Below are 22867 nucleotides of genomic sequence, written 5' to 3'. Positions count from 1 at the left end.
GGTGACGGCGCAGCTGTCACGGGGGCGTAAGGAAATCCGGATGCCGCGTGCACGGCCCGAGAGCAGGCTGAGGACATGCATGACGAAAAGGTCGAGATCGCGGTGATCGGCGGATCGGGACTGGCCGCCCTCGCTGTCGCCGACGCCCGCGCCCTCGCGCCGATGCAGACTCCGTACGGAGACGTGTCGGGGATCGTGCTCGGGCGGCTCGCCGGTCGGCGGACAGCGTTCCTGGCGAGGCACGGCGCCGGGCACCGCGTGCCGCCCCACCGGATCCCCGCCCGCGCGCAGCTGTGGGCGCTGGCGAGACTGGGCGCACGGATCCTCGTGTCGACCAACGCCGTCGGCGGCCTGGACGCAGGCATGCAGCCCGGCGACATCGCTCTCACCGACCAGCTCATCGACCGCACGTGGGGACGTGCGGATTCCTACTTCGACGGAGGGGGCGTCGTCGAAGGGGTCGAGCACCTGCCGCTGGCCGAGCCGTACAGCCGGGAGCTGCGGGGCATCGCGGCGGTGGCGCTGCGCGGACTGGGGGAGACTCCGCGGGAGATCGCGACGAGCGTCGTGATTCCGGGGCCCCGGTTCTCGACCCGCGCGGAGGCGGCGTGGCATCGGATGATGGGGGCCGACATCGTGAACATGACCCAGCTGCCCGAAGCGGCGCTGGCCGCCGAGCTCGGATTCGCGCACGTGAACATCGCGATCATCACCGACACCGACACCGAGCACGGGGGCGGCGACGAGGATCGCTCGGCGACAGCGGAGCGCGTGTTCCGGGTGATGGCCGAGGCTGAACCGCGGTTGAACGCCGCGATCGCCGCGATCGTGGGGGCGATCCCGGCGGACTTCGCCGAAGAGCCGCTGCTGTCGGAGGACGCGGTGCGCAGCATTCTGGCGGCAGAGCCGGTCGATACGGGCGGCGCTGATCCTGCCGGCTCGAGCAGCGCACCCGCCGGCCCCGCGGAGCCGGTCACGCCCGATGGCGGCGCCGGATGAGCCTTCTGCTCGTCACCGGCGGGCGCGGCTTCATCGGCGGCGCAATCGTCGAGAGTGCGCTCGCCGCCGGCTGGTCGGTGCGCGTGTTCGATTCACTGCGGCCGGATGTGCACGGCGACGGTGCGGGGCGGCCGCTGCCGCCGGGGATCGAGTTCGTGCAGGGCGACATGCGGGATCCGGATGCCGTGGCCACCGCCCTGCGCGGCGTCGACGCCGTCTGTCATCAGGCCGCGAAGGTCGGACTCGGCGTCGACATCGGCGATGCCCCGGACTACGTCGCCTCCAACTCGCTGGGCACCGCCGTGCTGCTGGCGGCCATGCGGGATGCCGGTATCCGCCGGCTGGTGCTCGCCTCCTCGATGGTCGTATACGGCGAAGGGCTGTATCGGGACGGCTCGTGGATCGGGCAGGCACCGCCGCGCAGGCTCGTCGACCTCGAGGCCGGCATCTTCGACCCGCGATCGCCCATGACCGGGAACCTGCTGCAGCCCGAGCTCATCGACGAGGACCAGTCCTGCGACCCGCGCAACACCTATGCCGCGACCAAGCTCGAGCAGGAGCTGCTCGCGCGCGACTGGGCCCGCAGCACGGGCGGTACCGCCGCACTGCTGCGCTACCACAACGTGTACGGCGCCTGGATGCCGCAGGGCACGCCCTACGCCGGAGTCGCGTCACTGTTCCGCTCCGCGCTGGAGCGCGGAGAAGCGCCGGACGTGTTCGAGGACGGCGAGCAGCGACGGGACTTCGTGCACGTGTCCGATGTCGCGTCCGCCAATCTCGCGGCCCTCCGCTGGAGCGCTGCTGCCGGTGAAGCGCGCGCCTTCAACGTGGCCAGCGGCGACGTGCACACGATCGGCGACTTCGCGCGGGAGCTGGCCACGGCGATGGGCGGGCCGGCGCCGCGTGTGAGCGGGAGGTTCCGTGCCGGCGACGTCCGGCACATCACGGCATCCTCAGCGCGGATCCGCAGCGAGCTCGGCTGGCGTCCGCAGGTGTCGTTCGGGGAGGGAGTCGCGCAGTTCGCCCGCGATCCACTGCGGGCGGCGGTCGCGGGGAGGTGAGCGTGGTCCGTCCTCGTGTGGCGCTGTGGAGCGGAATCGCGGCCGCGGTGCTGATCGCCGTGGCGATCGCGATTCCGTCGCTGACCGGCTGGAACGTACGGGTGAAGTCCTTCCCGCCGCTGCATGCGGAGTGGATGCCGCGGATCGGCCCCGGCCTGCCGATCGCTGTCGCACTCGGCGTTGCGGCGGTGATCTTCGCGCAGCGTCTCGTCGCGCGGCTGCGCTGGGTGCCGCTGCAGCTGATCGTGTTCGGCGCGGCACTGGCCTGGCTGCTGTCGCTGGCGCTCGTCGACGGGCTCGACGGCATCGGGACGATTCTGAACCACCGATACGAATACCTCGGCACCGCGCGTGAGGTCACCGATTTCGGGGCGACCCTGCGGGAGTACGTCGAGCGCATCCCGTACGCGCACGAGGACAACTGGCCGGTGCACATCGCGGGGCATCCGCCCGGTGCGCTGCTGTTCTTCTACGTCCTGGTCCGGGTGGGGCTCGGCAGCGGGCTGGCGGCGGGACTTGTCGTGATCGTCCTGGGCGCGACCATTCCGGTCGCGGTGCTCGGGGCGCTGCGGTCCCTGGGGGCGGAGGAGTCCGCGCGACGGGCCGCTCCTTTCCTCGTCTTCACGCCGGCCGCCATCTGGATCGGCGTCTCGGGCGACGGCATGTTCGCGGCGTTCGCGGCGTGGGGGCTGTGGGCGCTGGCACGTGCGGCGACGACGTCGCGACGAAGCGAGGGCGCGGTGTCGATGACGGCTTGGGCTCTGCTCGCCGGTGTGCTGCTCGGCTATTGCGTGATGCTGTCGTACGGCATGCCGCTGCTGGGAGTGCTCGCGCTCGCGGTGCTGTTCGCGGCGCGGCAGTGGTGGCCGCTGCCGATCGCGGCGGCCGCGGCGCTCGCCGTGGTGCTGACGTTCGCGGCCGGCGGCTTCGCCTGGTGGGAGGCGTTCCCGGTGCTGCAGCAGCGGTACTGGGACGGCGTCGCCTCCCGGCGCCCCGCGGCGTACTGGATGTGGGGAAATCTCGCGGCGTTCGCGATCAGTGCGGGGCCGATGGTCGCGGCATCCCTCGGGGGAGCGGTGGATGCCGGCATCCGGCGCAGAGGTAGACCTGGCGTGCTGCGCGACGACGGCGTGCGCGTCGTCGTGCTCCTCGTGGCGGCGGCGTGGCTGAGCATCCTGCTGGCCGACCTGTCGAACATGAGCCGCGCGGAGGTCGAGCGCATCTGGCTGCCGTTCGTGCCGTGGGCACTGCTGGGGCTCGCCCTGTTCGGGCGTCGGACGCGTCGGATCATGCTCGCGGTGCAGATCGTGTTCGCGATCGTCGTGCAGTCGCTGCTGCAGACCGGGTGGTGATTCCAGCGGGGTGCGACGGGTAGTCTCACCGGCATGTGGGAGCAACGCGAGAGCGGTTCGACGTCGGTCCGAATGCTGTGGCATGCCCGCGTCGACCGCCCGGACACCTACGCGGTCGCCGGGTCGGAGTACTGGGGGATCTCCTTCGTGCGCGCCGCGGATGGCCTGCTGTCTGCGGAGATGAACGGACCGACCTTCTACTCCGCGACCGTCGACGGTGCCTTGGGCGACGAATACTGGGGTGTCGAGCTCGCCCCGCATGTCATGGTCGCCTCGGCGGGCAAGGACACCTTCCGGGGATCGACCGTCGCGCTCCCGACCGTGCACGGTCGGGTCCTGATCGGGGAGCGCTGGCATCGGATCCCGGAGTTCGACGGCCTGGAGGACTGGGTCGCCGAACTGGTGGACGCCGGCACCCTGCGCATCGATGACGGCATCCGCGCGGCACTCGCCGGCGACCGCACCGGGGCGACCGATCGGACATGGCAACGACGCTTCCGCCGCGTCGTCGGCCTCACGTCTGCTCAGGTGCGGCAACTCGCCCGTGCGCAGCACGCGTACGTCCTGCTGCAATCGGGGCTGTCGCCGACGGAGGCGGCCTCGACCGCCGGATTCTCGGATCAGGCGCACCTCACCAGATCGTTGCGAATGATCCGCGGGCAGACGCCCGCGGCGATCGTGGCCGCGCATCTCGCACGCTGACGGGCCGGTGGCCGATCGCGCGAAGATGTCGTTTTCGTTCAAGCGTCTGTGTCACCGCTCGCGATGGGATGGCCTTATGACCGAGACTCCCGCCGGATATGCCACCGTCAACCCGTTCCTCATCGCCAAGGACGCGGACGGGCTCATCGCCTTCGTCGCGCACGTTTTCGACGGCGCCGCACGGCCGGAGTCGCGCACGGTCGACGGTGATGGTCTGCTCCTGCACGCAGAACTGCAGGTCGGCGGGACCACACTCATGTTCGCCGAGCGCAAGCCGGACTGGCCCTATCTGCCCGCGCTGCTTCAGGTCTACGTCGATGATGTGCCGCAGGCTCTCGAGCGGGCGAAGGCGAAAGGCGCGGAGATCGTCACGGAGCCGACGGAGTTCTTCGGCGACGTCTTCTCCCGATTCCTCGACCCGTGGGGGAATCTGTGGTGGGTCTACAGCACGACGCCGTCGACCGACGACGCGTGGTCGGGGGAGGACAGCGCCGACGAGGAGTGGGGAGCCGACGGTGCGGATGCAGCCTGGGAGCCGACGCCGGAACTCGTATACATCCACGACACGCTCATCGCCGCGATCCCGCGCTTGACGGAGCGGGGCGTGTGACTCCGATCAGCCGGCGAGCGTCGACGTGTCGATGACGAAGCGGTAGCGCACGTCGGAGGCGAGCACGCGATCCCAGGCCTCGTTGACCTCGGATGCCGAGACGATCTCGACTTCGGGGGCGATGCCGTGCTCGGCGCAGAAGTCGAGCATCTCCTGCGTCTCGGCGATTCCGCCGATGTTGGAGCCGGCGAACGAGCGGCGTCCACCGATGAGCGTGCCCACGTGCAGGCTGAGCGGCTCGGCCGGTGCGCCGACGTTGACGAGCGTGCCGTCGAGAGCGAGCAGCTTCAGATGGGCGTCGAGGTCGATCGGCGCCGAGACCGTGTTGATGATGAGGTCGAACCCGCCGCGCAGTTCACGGAACGTCGCCGGGTCGCTCGTCGCGAACGCGCGGTCGGCGCCGAGCGACAGCGCATCGTCCTTCTTCGCGAGCGTCCGGGTGAGCACGGTGACCTCGGCGCCCAGCGCGTGCGCGATCTTGACGGCCATGTGGCCGAGTCCGCCGAGCCCCACGACCGCGACGCGCGTGCCGGGGCCGGCGTTCCAGTGCCGCAGCGGCGAATACGTGGTGATGCCGGCGCACAGCAGCGGCGCCGCCTTCTCGAACGGGATCTCCTCGGGCAGGCGCAGCACGAAGTCCTCCGTCACGACGACGCTCGTCGAATAGCCGCCCTGCGTGATCGTGCCATCCACGTCCTTCGCCGCGTACGTGCCGATCGCGCCGTTCAGGCAGTACTGCTCTGACCCGGCGACGCAGTTCGCGCACTCGCCGCAGGAGTTGACCAGGCATCCGACGCCGACGCGGTCGCCGACCTTGTGCTTCGTGACGTCCGAGCCGACCTCGGCGACGACGCCCGCGATCTCGTGCCCGACGGTGAGCGGGTAGTGCTGCGGGCCCCAGTCGCCCTTGACCGTGTGGATGTCGGAGTGGCAGATCCCGGCCCAGCGGATGTCGATGAGCACATCGTGCGGTCCGACATCGCGGCGCTCGACGGTGCCGGGAATGAGACGGTCGGTGGCGGAGGGCGCGACGATCGCGGCAACGGTGGTGGGCATAGGAAGAGATTACGCCGAATCCGCGCTCGACGGGCTCGAATCGATTCGATACAATCGGAGGTCGCACCTCTGCGTGTGCTCCTCCCGTTCTGCCCCGTTCTGTTCCGCCCTCTCCTGCCTGTCGAGTGACTGTGTCCCGTTCCCTCACCACCGGCGCGCCCTGGCGCGTCATCCTCGCCTTCTCCGTGCCGCTGCTGATCGGCAACGTCGTCCAGCAGCTGTACCAGTTCGTCGACACCATCGTCGTCGGACGTCAGCTCGGCGTCGAGGCGCTCGCCGCCGTCGGTGCCACCGGCAGCCTGCTGTTCCTCCTCCTCGGTTTCGCGTGGGGTCTGACCAGCGGGTTCGCGATCCCGACGGCGCAGGCCTTCGGCGCGGGGGATGCTCGAGTCGTGCGCCGCTCGGTCGCCACCGGGACCATCCTCACCGGTGCGATGAGCGTGCTGCTCACCGTCGCCGCTCCGCTGCTCGCCGAGCCGGCTCTCGCCGCCATGCAGACGCCACCGGAGCTCATGGACGACGCGGTCGTCTTCGCGCAGGTGAGCTTCCTCGGCGCCGCGGCGACCATGTTCTTCAACTATCTGGCCGCGATCATCCGCGCGATCGGAGATTCCCGCACGCCGCTGTGGTTCCTCACGCTCGCCTGCGTGCTGAACGTGGGCCTCGTGATCCTCCTGGTCGGCCCCGTCGGCTGGGGCGTCGCCGGTGCGGCGCTGGCGACCGTGGTCGCTCAGGCCATCTCGGTCGCGCTGTGCCTGGAGTACCTGCGCCGACGACTGCACGAATTGCACGTCAAGCGCGAGGACTGGCGCGTCACCCGCGCCGAGATCTGGGAGCACCTGCGTCTCGGCCTGCCGATGGGCTTCCAGGCGTCGATCATCGCGATCGGGACCCTCGCCGTTCAGGTCGCGCTCAACGAGCTCGGCTCGGATGCCGTCGCCGCCTGGACGGCAGGGTCCCGCGTCGACAGCCTCGCCACGGCGCTGCTCGCCTCGCTCGGTCTCGCGACCAGCATGTACGTCGCGCAGAACGTCGGCGCCGGACGCCCTGACCGCATCCGGCGCGGTGTGGTCCAGGCGACCTGGATCGCCGTCATCGGGTCCGTGCTCCTCGGCATTCTCCTGATCACCACCGGCGCTGCGATCGTCGAGGTGTTCGTCGGCGACAGCGCCCCGGTGGTCGTCGATCTCGCACACCAGATGCTCATCATCAACGCTTCCTGCTACGCCATCCTCGGCGTGCTGTTCGTGCTGCGCGGTGCGCTGCAGGGGCTCGGCCACGCGATGATCCCCACGGTCACGGGCGTCGTGGAGCTCGTCGCCCGCGTGGTCGCCGCCGTCGTACTCGGCTCGCTGTGGGGCTTCGAGGGCGTCGCCTGGAGCAATCCGCTCGCCTGGCTCGGCGCGGTCGTGATCCTCATCCCGGCCTACGTGCGCGAGCACCGCCGGCTCGCCCGGATGCCGATCACTTCGACCGTGCTCACCGAGACGACGCCGATTCCGCTGGTCGGCCCCACGAACAGCTCGCTCGTGGTCGATGCCGTCGTCACCTCGCCCATCACGCTGCCCGGCGCGATCAACGCTCCGCGAGGAAGGCGAGGGCGGCTTCGCGGAAGACGCGGGAACCGGGTGCGTTGAAGTGATGCCGGTCCGGGATCTCGAGGAACCGGCCCTGCGGTGCCGCGGATGCCAGGTGGCGTGAGCCCTCGATGATCGCGTCCTGCGATCCGGTCGCGAACAGCACCGGCTGCTGCGGTGCGTCCGCCGTGTCCGGATCGATCGTGCGCGAGGCGCGCATACCCGACGCGAGCGCCAGCAGGGCGTTCAGGTCGTTGCCGGGGACGCGCTCGGTCAGAGCGATGTAGTTCTGCGTCGCTCTGTCGGTGACCGCGGTTCCGTTCTCGATGTACGCGCGGACCTGGTCGAGATCCAGACGCGCCAGCGGGATGCCCTCGGGCACGCCGCCCAGCACGACACGGGTGATCCGCGCCGGCAGATCCACCGCGACCTGCCAACCCACGCGGGCGCCGAGCGAGTAGCCGACGTACTGCGCCTCCTCGACGAGGTACGTGTCGAGCACGGTCTCCAGATCCGACGCGAGGGCCCGGATGTCGTAGCCCTCCGGCTCGTGCGGCTTGTCGCTCAGGCCGTGGCCGCGCTGGTCCACGCCGAGGACGAAGTAGCCGGCCTGCTCCAGCATCCTCGTCCAGCCGGTCAGCACCCAGTTGTCACGCGTGCTGGAGGCGAATCCGTGCACGATGACGACGGCCGGAGCATCCGGATCTCCCCAGGCGTAGGTCGCCAGGCGCACGCCTTCGCCGACGATGACCATCTGCGGGTCGGGCATCCGGTTCAGTTCGGAGAGGGGTACGGCCATGAGTCCATCTTGGACCCCGCGGTGCCGCGACCCGGCGAGGGAAAGCAGCTTTCATTCTCGCAGTCGCAGGTGAACGAATCATTCACCTGGTGTTGGAGCCGACGTCACCGGAACGCTCTAGCGTGGCGGCGCCGCGTCCGCGGCATCCCTCAGAGAGGCGGAGCCCAGGATGAAACTCGTCCAGATCACCGATACTCACATCAGTCACCTCGGCGGCAGTCCTTCGTCGAACGCCGCCCGGTTCGTGGCGTTCATCAACGAGCTCGAGCCGGACGTCGTCGTCCACACCGGGGACGTGACGATCCTCGATCCGGACGAGGACCGCGACCGCGTCACCGCGAAGGAGATCCTCGCCGGCATCGATGCGCCGCTGCATGTCCTCCCCGGGAATCACGACGTGGGCGAGCCGGGGGATGACCCGTTCGGCGACCGTCCGGTGACGAGCGCGCGCGTTGCGGCGTTCCGAAACCACTTCGGCATCGATCGCTTCGTCGACATCGTCGACGGCTGGGCGGTCGTCGGCTTCAACAGCGAACTCTTCGAGTCGGGCCTGCCCGAGGAGGCCGAGCAGTGGGCGTGGATCGAGACGCTCCCGGAGCAGGTCGGACCCCGTCCGGCGGTCGTCTTCACGCACAAGCCGGTGCGGGCGCATGCGCCGGAGCACCAGAACACGCACCTCAGCATCGGTCCAGGCGCCCTGCCGCGTCTCGAGGCGGTGCTCGCCCGGCTCGACGTCCGCGCCTACGGGAGCGGTCACCTGCATCACTACGCGCTCACCGAGCGCGATGGCGCCGCGGTCGTCTCCGCGCCGTCGACGGCGTTCGTCCACCGCGGCGCGGTCTCCGCCGACGTCGTGGGCCCGGGCCTCGCTCAGCTCGGCGTCGTCGAGTACGAGCTCGGCGATCGTGTCCTGCCCTCTTTTCGCGCACCGCTGGACATCGTCGAGCCGGAGTTCCTCGAGGTCGAGCAGGCGCGCATCGCGCTGGACGCGCTGGGCGTCACGCTCTGACCCGTCCGCTCTCGCCCGTATCGCGGTGCCGTTCACCTCGGCGCCGCGATACGGGCACCGACACGTGATAGACCGAAACCCATGAATGCGCGAATCGCCGAGCCGCCGATCGGCGGAACCATCGACCACATCCTCTCCGTGCTGCCCTCGCTCATCCCGAGCGCGCAGCGGGTGGCCCGCATCTGCGCGGATCGCCCGGAGGAGGTCGTGGAGATGTCGGGCGCTGACCTCGCCGCTGCTGCCGAGACCTCGCCACCGACGGTCACCCGCACCTGCCAGGCGCTCGGCTTCCAGGGATTCCAGCACCTGCGCATGCTCCTGGTCCGAGATCTCGGTGCCGTCGCCCGGGCTTCACGGTCCCGCGAGGCCGGGACGGCGGGCTGGCTCCAGAGCATCGCGGACGGTGCCGGCGACATCCTGCGCACTTCGCTCGCGTCCGTCGACGCGGCGGCGTTCGACGCGGCCGCCGACGCCATCGTCGCCGCCCCTCGTGTCCTGCTGACCGGCACCGGAGCATCCGGGCCGGCGGCGCAGTCGATCGCGCTGAAGCTGACGATGAACGGGCGCCCCTGCGAGGCTCCGGTCGACGGCGTCTCGCAGCAGCTCACGGCACGCGTGCTGCGGCCGGGGGACGTCTGCGTCGTCGTCAGCTCGAGCGGCGCGAACGCCGTCACGCTGGCGGCCGCCGCCGCAGCCAGGGAGGCGGGAGCCACGGTCATCGGCGTGACGAGCTTCTCGCGCTCTGCGCTCGCTGATCACACGGATATCCTGCTGGTCGCGGGCGCCCGATTCCAGAGCTGGGATCAGGGCGCGGTCGGGGCGGGTCTCGTCCAGTACCTCCTCCTCTCCGTTCTGCAGCTCGCCGTGGCCGACCGCATGGACGGCGATGACGCCGAGCGTGCGCGCGGAGCGATCCGGGATGAGCTGGGTGCGATCGTCGCCGAGCCGAACGGCTCGGAGGAGCCGAGGTCGAGCAGGACGGCGTCCTAACGTTCTCCGTCCCACCGGATGCCGTTGGGCTGTCGTTCGCCGGTAATTCACTTTCACCGCTCAATGTAGCCATGTAAGCGAATTCCACGGGACGGTCCCGCGAGACAGGTCGCCTACAGGAGGCGAACCCATGGGCACCATCGAGCTCCGCGGGATCGGCCGCAGCTTCAAGAGCACCGCAGCGGTCCGCGACATCACGCTCACCGTCGATGACGGCGACTTCCTCGTTCTGCTCGGCCCGTCCGGATGCGGCAAGACCACGCTGCTGCGCATGATCGCCGGGCTGCTCGAACCGACCACGGGCCGCATCCTGCTCGATGGCGAGGACATCACCGAGCTGCCGTCCAAGAAGCGCGATCTCGCGATGGTCTTCCAGAGCTACGCCCTCTATCCGCACCTCAGCGTCCGCAAGAACCTGGCCTTCCCGCTCCGGGTGCAGAAGCTCGCGAAGGACGAGATCGAGCGCCGTGTGCAGGACGTGGCCGCTTCGCTGGAGATCGATCAGTACCTCGATCGAAAGCCCAAGGAACTTTCGGGCGGGCAGCGGCAGCGCGTGGCCGTCGGACGCGCGCTCGTGCGCAACCCGAAGGCCTTCCTGATGGACGAGCCGCTGTCGAACCTCGACGCGAAGCTGCGCACGCAGACCCGGCAGGAGCTCACCGCGCTGCACCGCAGGCTCGGCGCCACATTCGTCTACGTCACGCACGATCAGGTCGAGGCGATGACGATGGCGACCAGGATCGTCGTGCTCAACGCGGGGCGCATCGAGCAGTACGGCACGCCCGAAGAGCTCTACGACCGGCCTGAGTCGGTCTTCGTCGCCGGTTTCCTCGGCAGCCCGGCGATGAATCTGCTCGACGCGCAGGTGGCGGGAGACGGCGGCCGAATCGTGGTGAGCGCCGAGGGCCTCGGCGGCGACCTCTGGGACGGCGACACCGTGCCGCTGGACGTCGTTCTCGGCCTCCGCCCCGAGCACCTCCAGATCGTGGACGCGACCACCGCCCACGAGGGGGTTCGCGTCGCCGTGACGGTCGACATCGTCGAGAATCTCGGCGGCGAGCAGATCCTCACCTGCTCCACCGGCGCCGGACGCCTGCAGGTGCGGACCTCGCGCGACGTGCGGGTCTCGGACGGCGACCGGCTCACGCTGCATGTCTCGCCCGAGCACGTCCACCTGTTCGACCGCTCCACCGGACGCCGCCTGGAATGGGTGCCCGATGCGGCCCGGACCGCCGACGGCATCCGCGCGGACGACCGCGTCCTCGTCCCCTGATCCCCACCGAACCCCAAGAGAGAGAAACGATGAACAACCGCTCCCGCCGCGCTGGTCTCGCCGGCCTCGCCTTCCTCGCGGCCGCCGCCCTCGCCGGCTGCGCCAGTTCCGCGGCATCCACCGCATCCGCCGGCAGCATGGCGACGCTGACGGAGGACGACGAGGTGACCATCACCTTCGAGTCCTACAACCTCTCCAACGCGGGCATCTGGTCGGACACGATCACGACGCTCATCGACGAGTTCATGGCCGAGCACCCGAACATCACGGTCAACGCGCAGCCGTCCAGCTCCGCATCCACCGCGGGAAGCGTCCAGCAGCAGATCCTCGCCGGTGGGGCGCCGGACGTCGCGCAGCTCACCTTCAACGAGCTCGACTTCGCGGCGACCACGCTCGGCGCGCAGAACCTCAGCGCGGTCGTCGGGCAGGACGCCCTGGCGGACGAGTTCGGCGGCGACTACCCGTATCACGAGCGCGCTCAGACCCTCGCGAACTGGGACGGCTCCACCTACGGCATCCCGTACGTGTTCTCGACCCCGGTGCTCTGGATCAACGAGGATCTCTTCGCGCAGGCTGGGCTCGATCCCGACTCGGTCGATCTGTCGACCTGGGATGCCGTGCAGGCGGCGGGCGAGACGATCACCGCCGCCACCGGTGAGCCGTCCGTCAGCGTCACGTGCACGGTGACCGGCGGCAACTGGTGCATGCAGGGTCTGTTCCTCTCCGACGGGGCGCAGGTGCTCAGCGACGACCGCACGACGATCGAGTTCGGCTCGGACGCCGCCGTCGACACCGTGCAGACGTTCCGTGACATGTTCGACGCCGGCGTGCTCGCCAACCAGGACTCGACCTCGATGTACGAGGCCTTCGCGCAGGGCAAGACCGCCGTCCACGTGAACACCTCCGCGTTGCAGGCGGCCTTCATGGGCGGAGCGGATTCCGGGGGCTGGACCCTCGACGCGCGCACACTGCCCGCGTTCGATGACCACGACGTCGTTCCGACGAACTCCGGATCCTTCCTGTCGATGTTCTCCACGGACCCGAAGAAGCAGGCGGCGGCCTGGGAGCTCATCCAGTGGATGACCAGCCCGCACGCCTACGAGACGATCTCCACCGAGATCGGGTACCTGCCGCTGCGCAACACGATGGCCGAAGAGGGCGGACCGCTCTACGACTGGGTCGAGGCGAACTCGCTCGTCAAGCCCAACCTCCAGCAGCTCGATGCGCTCGAACCGTGGGTCTCCTATCCCGGCGACAGCTATGCGCAGGTCGACACGGTGCTCGCCACGGCCATCGAAGAGTCGGTGTTCTACGGCGCCGACATCGAACAGACCATGCAGGATGCCGCAGAGCGCGCTCAGGGACTGATCGAATGAGCGTCGTCGAAGGAGCCCCGGTGCGTCGCCACGTGACCCCCGGCGTCTACAACCTCCGCGACACCGGCGGGTACCGGGCGGCCACAGGTACGTCGCGCTGGGGCAAGCTCTTCCGTTCCGACGCGCTGCACCTGCTCGACGCGGCCGGTCGGGATCTGATCGCCGACCTCGGCATCGCGCACATCGTCGATCTGCGCGGCGACGACGAGCTGCGTTCCGCGCCGAGCGCGCTGGACGGCGTCGCGGTGCATGTGCATCACCTCCCGGTCTTCGACCAGGCCGCACCGGCATCGCAGGCGGACATGCGGCTGGGACTGGCACCCATCTACGACCACATGGTCGACGCGCGCGGTGCTCAGCTGGCGGATGCCGTCCGCGTGATCGCCGCCGCCGAGGATGACGAGGCCGTGCTCGTGCACTGTACGGCAGGCAAGGACCGCACCGGTCTCGTCATCGCCTTCGCCCTGAGCGCGGCCGGCGTCGACCGGGACGAGGTCGTCGCCGACTACGCGCAGACCGCGGAGAACCTGCGCGGCGAATGGGCAGAGCGCATGCTGGCCGGCTTCCGCGACGGCGGAGCCGAACTCACCCCGGAAGTCATCGAGCTGGTCACCGCGAGCCCCGCCGAGGTGCTCGACGCCCTCCTCGCCCGTGTCGAGCGAGAGCACGGCTCCGTGCGCGCCTACCTGCGGGCGAACGGCCTGTCCGCCCCTGATCTGGATCGCCTCACGGCGGTCCTGGTCGACTGAACACGAACCCTGGAAGGACCCTCATGAGCGATTTCGACGGACAGTTCCCCACTGCCGACCACTTCATCCTGCATCTGTCCGACACGCACTTCGTGCGTGACGGCGGGCTGCTGCACGACCGCATCGATTCCGACAAGAACCTCGCCGAGCTCTTCGAGGGCTTCGAGAAGTCGAACACGCGCCCGGAGGCGATCGTCTTCACGGGCGATCTCGCCGACGCCGGCGACCCCGACGCCTACCGGCGACTGCGCGAGCTCGTCGAACCAGCCGCCGAGCGTCTCGGCGCCCAGGTCATCTGGGTGATGGGCAACCACGACGAGCGCGTGGCCTTCCGCAAGGGTCTGCTGGATCAGGATGCCGACGACAGCGAGCCGGTCGACCGCGTGTTCGACATCAACGGCCTGCGCATCATCGCCCTGGACTCGACCGTCCCCGGCCACCACCACGGCGAGATCTCCGAGGAGCAGCTCACCTGGCTCGCCGACGTCCTCGCCACGCCGGCGCCTGATGGCACGCTCATCGCGCTGCACCACCCGCCTGTGCCGAGCCCGCTCGGTCTGCTCGCGCTGGTCGAACTCAAGGACCAGGATCGTCTGGCGGAGATCATCCGCGGGACCGACGTCCGCGGCGTGCTCGGCGGTCACCTGCACTACTCGACGCACAGCACCTTCGCCGGGGTCCCCGTCTCGGTGGCCTCCGCGACCTGCTACACCCAGGACCTCAACGTGGTCTACCCGGCGGCGCGCGGTCAGGACGGCGCTCAGTCGTACAACCTCGTGCACGTCTACGGCGACCGGGTGCTGCACTCCATCGTCCCGATCGGGCAGTTCCCGACCGTGTACGAGATGACGCCGGAGATGCTCGAGGGGTTCATGCGGATGAGCGCCGAAGAGCGTCTCGCCGCGGCATCCGCATCGGTGCAGAGCTGACCGTGTTCGTCGCGGTCACCACCCCCGAGGTGGCAGCTGAGGAGGTGGATGCGGCCCCGCGCACGCGGCGCCGCATCCGCCCTCAGGCGTTCGTGCCGTACCTCTACATCCTGCCCGGCGTCTTCTTCCTGCTGCTGTGGACGTACAGCCCTCTCGTGCAGACCTTCTCGCTGTCGTTCTACGACTGGAACCTGCTGCCGACCAGCCCGAAGAACTTCGTGGGCTTCGACAACTACACGGACGTCGTGCAGCTTCCCGAGATGCGCATCGCCATCATCAACACGGTGGTGTACATCGCGGCCTTCCTGGTGTTCTCGCTCGTGCTGCCGATCGTGATCGCACTGGTGTCGCGGCAGGTGCAGGGCAGAGCGCGCACCTTCTATCAGGCGCTGATCTTCGTGCCGTTCCTCATCACCCCGGTGGCGACGAGCGCGGTCTGGCGCTGGCTGTTCGCCGAGCAGGGGGCGATCGCCACGGTGCTCGCGCACCTGGGGATCGACATGCCGAACGTCTTCCGCGACCCCGCCTGGGCGATCTGGGCGGTCATCGTGATCGTGGGCTGGCAGATGCTCGGATTCGGCGTGCTCGTGGTGGCGGCCGGCTTCGCCGGGATCAGCCCGGACTACGCCCAGGCCGCATCTTTGGACGGGGCGGGCTTCGCCCGCATCACCCGCAAGATCACGATGCCGCTGCTGAGCCCGACGATCGTGTTCCTCGCGCTCATGACGATTCTGCTGGCTGCGCAGTGGACGTACCCCATCATCGATCTGCTCACGCAGGGCGGACCGTCGAACTCGACGACGAACATCTACTACCTGCTGTACCAGTTCGGATTCCAGAACTTCGACGCCGGCATCTCCTCGGCCGCCGGAGTGATCTTCTTCCTCGGCTTCGGCCTGATCGCGCTGCTCTTCCTCGAGCTGCAGGATCGCCTGAGCTTCTACGACAACTGAGAGGTCAGTGATGGCTTTCGTCACCGTCGCACCCCCGGCAACCATCGCGGGCGCCACCAACCGCGTGCAGTCCAAGGCCGAGGATCTCGCCGTCGGGTCGCGCCGTCGCGGCGGGGTGATCATCGGGCACGTCATCCTGGTGATCCTCGCGGTGTTCAGCATCTTCCCGGTGTACTGGATGTTCGCCACGGCGCTGCGCGCGCCGGAGAACGCCCTCGACCAGACCCTGCTGCCCTGGCCGCTGAGCTTCGAGAACTTCGCCTACGTGTGGGATGCCATCCCGATCGGCAACATGCTGCTGAACACGTTCGGGATGTCGCTCGTGCTGGCGGCCGCCCAGCTGCTGATCGCGGTGCTCGCGGCGTACGGCTTCGCCGTGTGGGACTTCGCGGGCAAGAAGGTGCTGATGTTCCTCTTCATCGGCTCGTGGCTCGTGCCGTTCCAGGTGACGATGATCCCCAACTACGTGCTCGTGTCGCAGCTCGGACTGCTCGGAACCATCGGCGGCGTCGTGGTCCCTCAGTTGGCCGGGGCCTTCGCCGTGCTGCTCATGGTGCAGCACATGCGCGCCTTTCCGCGGGAGCTGCTGGAGGCATCCCAGCTGGATGGCCGCTCGAGCTGGGCGACGCTCTGGTCGGTGGTCGTCCCGAACATGAAGCCCGCACTCGCCGCGCTCGGCATCATGGCCTTCATCTCGGCGTGGAACGAGTACCTGTGGCCGTCGTTGATCATGCGTCAGGGCGATGCGCTCATCCAGGTGGGCGTGCGCAGCTTCCTGACCGCCGAGGGCGTCAACTGGGGCGCGACGATGGCGGCTGCGGGACTCGCCTGCATCCCCGTGCTGCTGATCTACATCTTCCTGCAGCGCTACGTCGTCGACGCGTTCGTGCGGTCCGGATTGAAGTAGGCGCGCGGACCGCTGTGAGGCGGCAGCAGCATCAACCCGGCGGATGATGTCGCATCATTCCTCCGGTGGATGTGAAGCGCGCCGCGCTCGCCTACGCTGGACATACACGGATCGCATCGGGGGGTGCACGATGGTGACATCGACAGCAGTGGTCAACGAATTGGCCGGAGTGTTCATACCGATCGGGGTAGCAGGCGCGGTGATCGCTGTGCTCTGCGCCCTCGTCGCACTGGTCGCGATGGCGCGCGGCTCGGAGGGCGTCGTCGGCGGCGCGGTCGCCGGCTGGATCTTCGGTGCGCTGCTCAGCGTCGCCGCCGCCGCCGCGAACACGTGGATGCCGACGCTCGTGTCGGGCATCGCACTGGCCGTCGCCCTGACGCTCGGCGGGATCGTGCGGGGCATCGTGGCCGGTCGGCCCGAGCGCGCCCGTCCCACCGAGGTGGACGTGCCGGCCAAGCCCGCGCTGCCGGTGAAGCCGGTTGCGGTCGACGCTCCGCGCCAGCCCGCGTTCGAGGTGCCGCGCGCCGCGTTCGACGCCGGCTGATCCGAGGTCCGCGCGCCCGGGTTCGGACTCGGGGTGCTCTCCGCGGTCCCGCGCTCGTGCACTCTTCCCGCGTTCTCCTCCGGATCGGATTCCTCGACGGACGGGTTCAGCGGTAGTCGCGGTCCAGGTGCTGACCGGCGGCGTCCGCACCTGCGGCGACGCGCTCCGCCTCGCGGGCGCGCAGCTCGACGCGGCGGATCTTCCCCGAGATCGTCTTCGGCAGCTCGGGCACGAACTCGATGATCCGCACCCACAGGTGCGCGGACAGCCGCTCCCGCGCGAACGCGTAGATCGCGGATGCCGCGGCGGCCTCGTCACCGGCATCCGGCCGCAGGCAGACGTACGCCTTCGGAACCGACAGGCGCGTCTCATCCGGGCTCGGGATGACGGCCGCCTCGATCACCAGCTCGTGTTCGAGCAGCACGGACTCGAGCTCGAAGGGCGAGATCTTGTAGTCGGATGCCTTGAAGACGTCGTCCGCCCGTCCGATGTACGTCAGGTATCCGTCCGCATCGCGGGTGGCGATGTCTCCGGTGTGATGGAAGCCGCCCTCGCGGGACTCTGCGGTCTTCGCTGCATCCCGGTAGTAGCCGGCCATCAGGCCCACCGGCGCTTCGGTCAGATCGAGTGCGATCTCGCCCTCGGCGTCGGCGACCTGTCCGGTGACCGGATCCAACAGGACGACCGGGTAGCCGGGCAGCGGGCGGCCCATCGAGCCGTCCTTCACGAGCTGTCCGGGGGAGTTGCCGACGCACGCGGTCATCTCGGTCTGCCCGAATCCGTCTCGGATGGTTCCGCCCCAGGCGTCGCGCACGCGCGTGATGACCTCCGGATTCAGCGGCTCTCCGGCGCCGACGAGCTCGCGCGGAGGATGCGCCAGCCGACCGAGGTCGGCCTGGATCAGCATCCGCCAGACCGTCGGCGGAGCGCAGAAGGTCGAGACGTGGTGCGTCTCCATGACCTGCATCAGCGTGTTGGCGTCGAAGCGGTCGTAGTTGTAGACAAACACGGTCGCCTGGGCGAGGAACGGCGAGTAGAAGCTCGACCAGGCGTGTTTGGCCCACCCGGGCGAGGAGATGTTCAGGTGCACGTCCTCGGGCCGGACCCCCAGCCACCACATCGTCGACAGGTGCCCGACCGGGTAGGAGACGTGCGTGTGCTGGACGAGCTTCGGCCGGCTGGTGGTGCCCGACGTGAAGTACAGCAGGCTGGTGTCGGATGCCGGGGTGGGTGCGTCCGGTTCGAAGAGTTCCTGCGCGCTCGCCGACTCGGCGAAGTCCGTCCAGCCGTCCGGCGCCCCGTCGACCGCGATCCGCAGGATGTCGCCGCCGACCCGGTCGGCGAGCGACCCGAGGGCGACGACCGCGGTGGCCTCGCCGTGCTCGATCCGGTACGCGAGGTCGGATGCCGAGAGCAGCGTCGAGGTGGGGATGGACACCGCGCCGATCTTCGTGATGGCGAGCATGACCTCCCACAGCTCGATCGAGTTGTTCAGCATCACGATGACATGGTCGCCGCGCCGGATGCCGAGGCTCAGGAGCCAGTTCGCGACCTGGTCGCTGCGGCGGGAGAGATCGCCGTAGCTCCACGTGCGCACGCTCAGGTCGGCGGAGACGATCTGCACCGCAGGGCGCTCAGGGTGCTCACCCGCGACGACGTCGAACCACTCCAGTGCGAAGTTGAAGGAGTCGAGCTGCGGCCAGCGGAACCCGGCGCGCGCGCCCTCGTAGTCGGTGGCGTGGTCGAAGAGAAAGTCGCGCATCTCTCGGATGGCGGTCGTGGCGGCGGTGGCAGGACGGCTCATGGGTTCCATCCTGCACCCAGACGCGGCGGACTATCCGCGGGGGCTGAGTTCGTCGTTCGTTCCCCGCGGATCGCCCTCCGATCAGTGGGTGGGTTGCTATCGGTTCCAGGGCCGCAGCTTGTCCGGATTGCACACGACCCACACGCTCACGAGGAGCCTGGACCGCACCTCCGCGGTGAGCGCTCCGACGACCCGTTGGTCGCGAACGAGCGTGAGTCCAGGGACGCCGTTGATGGACGCTGCGGCGGTGCCGGTGCCGGCCGGCATCAGCTGCAGCAGCTCGGATGCCGCTTCCTCCCTGCCCTGCACGGGAGTCGCCGCCGTGGGCAGGTGTCCGCCGCTGTCGATGACGACCGTGACGTCGGAGTGCAGGAGCGCACGGACGGCGTCATCGTCGTGCGAGCTCAGGGCGTTCGCGAGTTCATCCAGGATGCCGTGGTCGGCGGCACCGCGTCGCCGCCTGCGCAGCCACGCCGGGTAGTGCTTTCCGCTCATGCGCTGACCGCGCCGACGTGAGAGAGCTTCTGCGGGCTCATCACCCATAGGAGCTGGAGGATGCCGTCGCTCGACGTCGTCGCCGTCACCATCGTCGTGATCACACCGTTCTCGGTGAGCGTGGCGGCTGTCTGCCCGTTGACGTGCACCCAGTCGATGGTCTTCCCGGTCCAGAAATGGTGGGCGAAAGCCGCGACGAACTTCGCGACGCGTTCGCGCCCGATGACCGGAATGCGGGCGGCGAGCTTCGCGCCGTTGCCGTCGGTGTAGCTCACGACGTCCGCGGCGAACAGCGCTTCGAGCTCGTGCGCATCCCCCTTCCGCGCGGCCGTGAGGAATGCCTCCAGCAGGCGTCGCTGCGCGGTGGCGTCCGTCGGGGTGTCTCGAGCGGAGGACAGGTGCGCGCGGGCGCGGCTGACCAGCTGTCGTGCGCTGACGACGCTGCTGGAGATCACTTCCGCGATCCGCGGGTAGGGGTAATCGAACGCTTCGCGCAGGATGTACGCCGCGCGCTCCGTGGGCGTGAGCTTCTCCAGCGTCAGCAGGATCGCGAACTGCAGGGCCTCGGCACGCTCGGCGCCGAGCGCCGGGTCATCGTCCGTGTTGACCGGCTCGGGAAGCCATGGCCCGATATAGATCTCTCTGCGCGTGTGGGAGGACTGCAGGACGTTGATCGCCAACCGGGTCGTGATGGTCGTGAGGAACGCCACTGGCTCCTGGATCTTCGAGCGATCGGTGTTCTGCCAGCGGATCCACGTCTCCTGGACGATGTCCTCCGCATCCGCTACCGTGCTCAGCATCCGGTAGGCGATGCCGAACAGGCGTCGCCGATGCGCGTCGAAGATCCTCAGCGCTTCGTCGAGGTCGTCGTGTGCATCGAAAGCGTCGTCGACGGCCACGTCATGCTCACCCATGGCTCATTGAACCCCCGCCAGGCTGCGACGGCCTTCGTCGTGCATCCAGGTGTCGAGCGTCGTGGCCGCGATGCGCATGGGGTCACGAGGCAGCAGCAGGTCGCCGGAGATGTTGAAGCCCACAGGGGCGGTGTCGTTATCCGCCACGACGTAACGCGGGTCGTGATCGATTCCGAGGACGCGGCGCACGAACTCCGAGAGCGGCATCTGCTCGGGCCCGCCGAGGTCGACCGCGCCGTTGAGGGGGCCTCCCAGCGCCAGCTCGACGAGGACGTCGGCGACATCGGATGCCGCGACCGGCTGCACCGGTTTGGTGGGCAGGTGGACGGTGTCCTCCGCGGTGTTCCATTCGGCGATCCGGCGAGCGAAGTCGTAGAACTGGGTGGATCGAAGGATGGAGTGGTCGATTGGACCGGCGTGCACCAGGTTCTCCTGCACGCCCTTGGCCGCGAAATAATCGTCTTCGCCCGCGCGATCCGCGCCGACGATCGACAGCGCGACGTGATGCTTCACGCCCGCTCGCCGCTCGGCGTCGAGCACGTTGCGCGTCGTCGTCTCGAAGAACTGCCGTGCCGCCTCGCCGGATAGGTTCGGAGTGTTGGTCGCATCGATAACGGCATCCGCATACTCCAGGGCCGCATCCAGTCCGCGACCGGATCGCGCATCGACTCCGCTCGTCGGCGAGGCCACCACGACGGCCTGAGCGCGCCGTTCGAGCTTCTCGACGACCTTCCGACCCACTTGGCCGGTTCCACCCAAAACAACGATTCGCATCTCGCCCGCTCCGTTTCTGGACCTGCGCCACTACGCAGACTGCCCTATATGCACTGACCGAGCAGCGATTCGGTCTGTGACAGCGAGTCGGGCTTTTCCCGAGATCTCCGTGTAGCACGCCGTGCGAGCCGTCCTCAACCGGTCTTCCGGATCCATCGCCACGCGAGTAGTCCGAGCGTCGTCACGGGCAGCCTCGTCGGCTGTGACGGCTCCGATCGGCCGGATTCTCATCTGGGCGATGTGTCACAACTCGAGGTCGTGTCTTGTCAGATGAGTGCAGACGGATTCCCGTGGCAATCAATCGAAACTCGAAGGAGCGACATGAAAATCACGGTCATCGGCGGAACGGGTCTGATCGGCGCTCGACTCGTCCGGAGCCTCCGTTCAGAGGGCCACGAGGTCCTGGCCGCTGCCCGCTCGACCGGCGTCAACTCGTACACCGGCGAGGGGCTGGAGGATGCGCTGGAGGGCGCCGACGTCGTCATCGACGTCTCCAACTCGTCGTATACAGACGAAGCCGCGGCGCGCGAGTTCTTCTACACCTCGACCATGAATCTGCTCAGCTACGGCGAAGCCGCCGGTGTTCGTCACCACGTGGCGCTCTCGGTCGTCGGCACGGATCGGCTCGCCCGTGCCGAGGGCGGCTATTTCGTCGCCAAGGAGCAGCAGGAGCGACTCATCACGGCGTCGCAGCGTCCCTACTCGCTCGTGCACGCCACGCAGTTTTTCGAGTTCGTCCGCAACATCACCGACCATGCCGTCCGCAGCGGCACTGTCCGGGTCGCCGACGTCCTCATCCAGCCCATGGCCGCCGACGACGTCGCCGAGGCCGTCGCCCGAACGGCCGTCGCTGCGCCCCTCCACGGCATGGTCGAGTTCGCCGGGCCTGAGGTGTTCAGCCTCGAGGAACTCGCCGTCATCGATATGCGATCCCGCCAGGACGAGCGCGAAGTCGTCCCGGATCCGCTCGGGACGTATTTCGGGGCGCACCTCGCGAGCCGCGATCTCCTTCCGGAGGCCACCGCGTCGATCGCTCCGACGCGGTACCACGACTGGCGCATCCGGGCCCGCGGGGTCGCCTGAACGGGTCGTGACGGACTCGTTCTCCGGACAGCCGTCACATCGAAGGCCCCCGCCTTGTCATACCTGGTGGGCGCCGACAGGGGCGCCCGTCAGATCGAAAGGGCATGAAATGGCAAAGATCGTCGTCATCGGAGGCACCGGCCTCATCGGATCCAAGGTCGTCGCGAAGCTGACCGCGCATGGCCATGAAGCTGTCGCCGCCTCACCGAACACCGGCGTCAACTCGCTCACCGGCGAGGGACTCGCGGAAGCGCTCGAGGGTGCCAGCACCGTCGTCGACGTGTCGAACTCGCCGTCGTTCGCACCGGACGACGTGATCGAGTTCTTCACCACCTCGACGCGGAACCTGCTCGCGGCGGAGCGCGCGGCGGGTGTCACGCACCACGTGGCACTCACGATCGTCGGCACGAACCGCCCGCAGAACATCCCATATTTCGCTGCGAAGGTCGCGCAGGAGGAGCTCATCCGCGAGTCCGGCATCGCTTACTCGTTGGTCCACGCGACGCAGTTCTTCGAGTTCGTCGGCAGCATCGCCGACATCTCGACCACAGATGGCACCGTCGTGCTGCCGGGGGCGCTCATCCAACCGATCGCTGCGGAGGACGTCGCGACCGCCGTGGCCCGCGCCGCCGCGGGCGACCCGACCGGTGACGTCGAGATCGCCGGCCCCGAGGCTTTCGGGATGGATGAGTTCGCCCGGCGGGCGCTGACCTTCCGGGGCGACCCGAGGACGGTCGTTCGGGACGACAGCGCGCCGTACTACGGCGCACAGATCGAAGAGCGGACGCTCATCCCGGTCGAGGGTGCTCACATCTTCGAGACGACGCTGGAGGAGTGGCTGCCGGCGAACCCGCCGCGCGCGTAAGCGACGTCTCATCCGATCCGGAGGAGAACACGCGAAGGGGAGGAGA

At 69.0% G+C, this 22867-nt stretch carries 23 protein-coding genes; 17 read left to right on the top strand and 6 right to left on the bottom strand.

Translation table 11 applies throughout. The annotated features are described in order from the left end of the window. Positions 1–75: 75 nt before the first annotated feature. The 5 genes from M2317_RS07740 to M2317_RS07720 all read left to right on the top strand — a co-directional run bounded on the left by M2317_RS07740 (position 76) and on the right by M2317_RS07720 (position 4724). Positions 76–999: an MTAP family purine nucleoside phosphorylase gene (locus M2317_RS07740; RefSeq protein ID WP_429458897.1), complete on the top strand. Its 924-nt coding sequence runs from the start codon at positions 76–78 to the stop codon at positions 997–999. Further along, positions 996–2060: an NAD-dependent epimerase/dehydratase family protein gene (locus M2317_RS07735; RefSeq protein WP_429458895.1), complete on the top strand. Its 1065-nt coding sequence runs from the start codon at positions 996–998 to the stop codon at positions 2058–2060. Before M2317_RS07740 ends, M2317_RS07735 begins: the two co-directional genes overlap by 4 nt. A 2-nt stretch (positions 2061–2062) precedes the next feature. Continuing rightward, positions 2063–3412 carry a hypothetical protein gene (locus M2317_RS07730; protein ID WP_429458893.1) on the top strand — a complete coding sequence of 450 codons (1350 nt, stop codon included), beginning with the start codon at positions 2063–2065 and terminating at the stop codon, positions 3410–3412. A gap of 33 nt (positions 3413–3445) precedes the next feature. Further along, positions 3446–4114, top strand: coding sequence for a helix-turn-helix domain-containing protein (locus M2317_RS07725; protein ID WP_429458891.1), 669 nt, complete (start codon positions 3446–3448; stop codon positions 4112–4114). 76 nt (positions 4115–4190) lie between these two features. Then, entirely contained in the window at positions 4191–4724 is a 534-nt protein-coding gene (locus M2317_RS07720; RefSeq protein ID WP_429458889.1) for a VOC family protein, read from the top strand. Positions 4725–4730: 6 nt separating this feature from the next. Here M2317_RS07720 and M2317_RS07715 read toward each other — a convergent pair whose 3' ends face one another. Beyond that, positions 4731–5780 (bottom strand): NAD(P)-dependent alcohol dehydrogenase, encoded by a 1050-nt coding sequence (locus tag M2317_RS07715; RefSeq protein WP_429458887.1) that lies wholly within the window; start codon positions 5778–5780, stop codon positions 4731–4733. Between the two features lie 131 nt (positions 5781–5911). On the opposite strand from M2317_RS07715, the gene M2317_RS07710 reads away from it, so the two are divergent. Then, a complete protein-coding gene (locus M2317_RS07710; RefSeq protein ID WP_429458886.1) occupies positions 5912–7417 on the top strand; it encodes an MATE family efflux transporter in 1506 nt (501 codons plus the stop codon). Here M2317_RS07710 and M2317_RS07705 read toward each other — a convergent pair. Then, positions 7356–8156, bottom strand: a complete 801-nt coding sequence (locus M2317_RS07705; protein ID WP_429458884.1) for an alpha/beta fold hydrolase — start codon at positions 8154–8156, stop codon at positions 7356–7358. The two genes, M2317_RS07710 and M2317_RS07705, sit on opposite strands and share 62 nt — an antisense overlap. 169 nt (positions 8157–8325) lie before the next feature. Here M2317_RS07705 and M2317_RS07700 point away from each other — a divergent pair, with 169 nt between their 5' ends. From M2317_RS07700 to M2317_RS07660, 9 genes are all read left to right on the top strand, one after another. Then, positions 8326–9165 (top strand): metallophosphoesterase family protein, encoded by an 840-nt coding sequence (locus tag M2317_RS07700; protein ID WP_429458882.1) that lies wholly within the window; start codon positions 8326–8328, stop codon positions 9163–9165. A gap of 81 nt (positions 9166–9246) precedes the next feature. Then, positions 9247–10155, top strand: a complete 909-nt coding sequence (locus M2317_RS07695) for a MurR/RpiR family transcriptional regulator (RefSeq protein ID WP_429458880.1) — start codon at positions 9247–9249, stop codon at positions 10153–10155. Between the two features lie 130 nt (positions 10156–10285). Continuing rightward, positions 10286–11428, top strand: coding sequence for an ABC transporter ATP-binding protein (locus tag M2317_RS07690; RefSeq protein WP_429458878.1), 1143 nt, complete (start codon positions 10286–10288; stop codon positions 11426–11428). Between the two features lie 29 nt (positions 11429–11457). Beyond that, complete coding sequence (locus M2317_RS07685; protein WP_429458877.1) at positions 11458–12804, top strand: extracellular solute-binding protein; 1347 nt, start codon at positions 11458–11460, stop codon at positions 12802–12804. Next, complete coding sequence (locus tag M2317_RS07680; protein WP_429458875.1) at positions 12801–13553, top strand: tyrosine-protein phosphatase; 753 nt, start codon at positions 12801–12803, stop codon at positions 13551–13553. Before M2317_RS07685 ends, M2317_RS07680 begins: the two co-directional genes overlap by 4 nt. A 23-nt stretch (positions 13554–13576) precedes the next feature. Then, positions 13577–14482: a phosphodiesterase gene (locus M2317_RS07675; RefSeq protein ID WP_429458873.1), complete on the top strand. Its 906-nt coding sequence runs from the start codon at positions 13577–13579 to the stop codon at positions 14480–14482. Between the two features lie 2 nt (positions 14483–14484). Then, positions 14485–15435 carry a carbohydrate ABC transporter permease gene (locus M2317_RS07670; RefSeq protein WP_429458871.1) on the top strand — a complete coding sequence of 317 codons (951 nt, stop codon included), beginning with the start codon at positions 14485–14487 and terminating at the stop codon, positions 15433–15435. A 10-nt stretch (positions 15436–15445) separates the two neighbouring features. Then, positions 15446–16342, top strand: coding sequence for a carbohydrate ABC transporter permease (locus M2317_RS07665; RefSeq protein ID WP_429458869.1), 897 nt, complete (start codon positions 15446–15448; stop codon positions 16340–16342). A 199-nt stretch (positions 16343–16541) separates the two neighbouring features. Continuing rightward, a complete protein-coding gene (locus M2317_RS07660) occupies positions 16542–16886 on the top strand; it encodes a hypothetical protein (protein ID WP_429458867.1) in 345 nt (114 codons plus the stop codon). Positions 16887–16992: 106 nt separating this feature from the next. Here M2317_RS07660 and M2317_RS07655 read toward each other — a convergent pair whose 3' ends face one another. The 4 genes from M2317_RS07655 to M2317_RS07640 form a co-directional block, all read right to left on the bottom strand. Beyond that, a complete protein-coding gene (locus tag M2317_RS07655) occupies positions 16993–18690 on the bottom strand; it encodes an AMP-binding protein (protein ID WP_429458865.1) in 1698 nt (565 codons plus the stop codon). Positions 18691–18786: 96 nt separating this feature from the next. Further along, entirely contained in the window at positions 18787–19185 is a 399-nt protein-coding gene (locus tag M2317_RS07650) for a hypothetical protein (RefSeq protein WP_429458863.1), read from the bottom strand. Further along, positions 19182–20099 carry an RNA polymerase sigma-70 factor gene (locus tag M2317_RS07645; RefSeq protein WP_429458862.1) on the bottom strand — a complete coding sequence of 306 codons (918 nt, stop codon included), beginning with the start codon at positions 20097–20099 and terminating at the stop codon, positions 19182–19184. Before M2317_RS07645 ends, M2317_RS07650 begins: the two co-directional genes overlap by 4 nt. A 3-nt stretch (positions 20100–20102) precedes the next feature. Beyond that, the gene (locus M2317_RS07640; protein ID WP_429458860.1) at positions 20103–20873 is read right to left on the bottom strand and encodes an SDR family oxidoreductase; all 771 of its coding nucleotides are present in this window, start codon (positions 20871–20873) and stop codon (positions 20103–20105) included. Positions 20874–21194: 321 nt separating this feature from the next. Here M2317_RS07640 and M2317_RS07635 point away from each other — a divergent pair, with 321 nt between their 5' ends. Next, on the top strand, positions 21195–21956 hold the full coding sequence (locus tag M2317_RS07635; protein WP_429458858.1) for an SDR family oxidoreductase: 762 nt from the start codon (positions 21195–21197) through the stop codon (positions 21954–21956). A 109-nt stretch (positions 21957–22065) separates the two neighbouring features. Then, positions 22066–22821, top strand: a complete 756-nt coding sequence (locus tag M2317_RS07630; protein WP_429458856.1) for an SDR family oxidoreductase — start codon at positions 22066–22068, stop codon at positions 22819–22821. The last annotated feature ends 46 nt before the right edge of the window (positions 22822–22867 follow it).

It is taken from the genome of Microbacterium sp. ZKA21, assembly GCF_050434165.1.
GTDB lineage: Bacteria > Actinomycetota > Actinomycetes > Actinomycetales > Microbacteriaceae > Microbacterium.
This window is presented reverse-complemented; position numbering and strand designations above follow the sequence as displayed.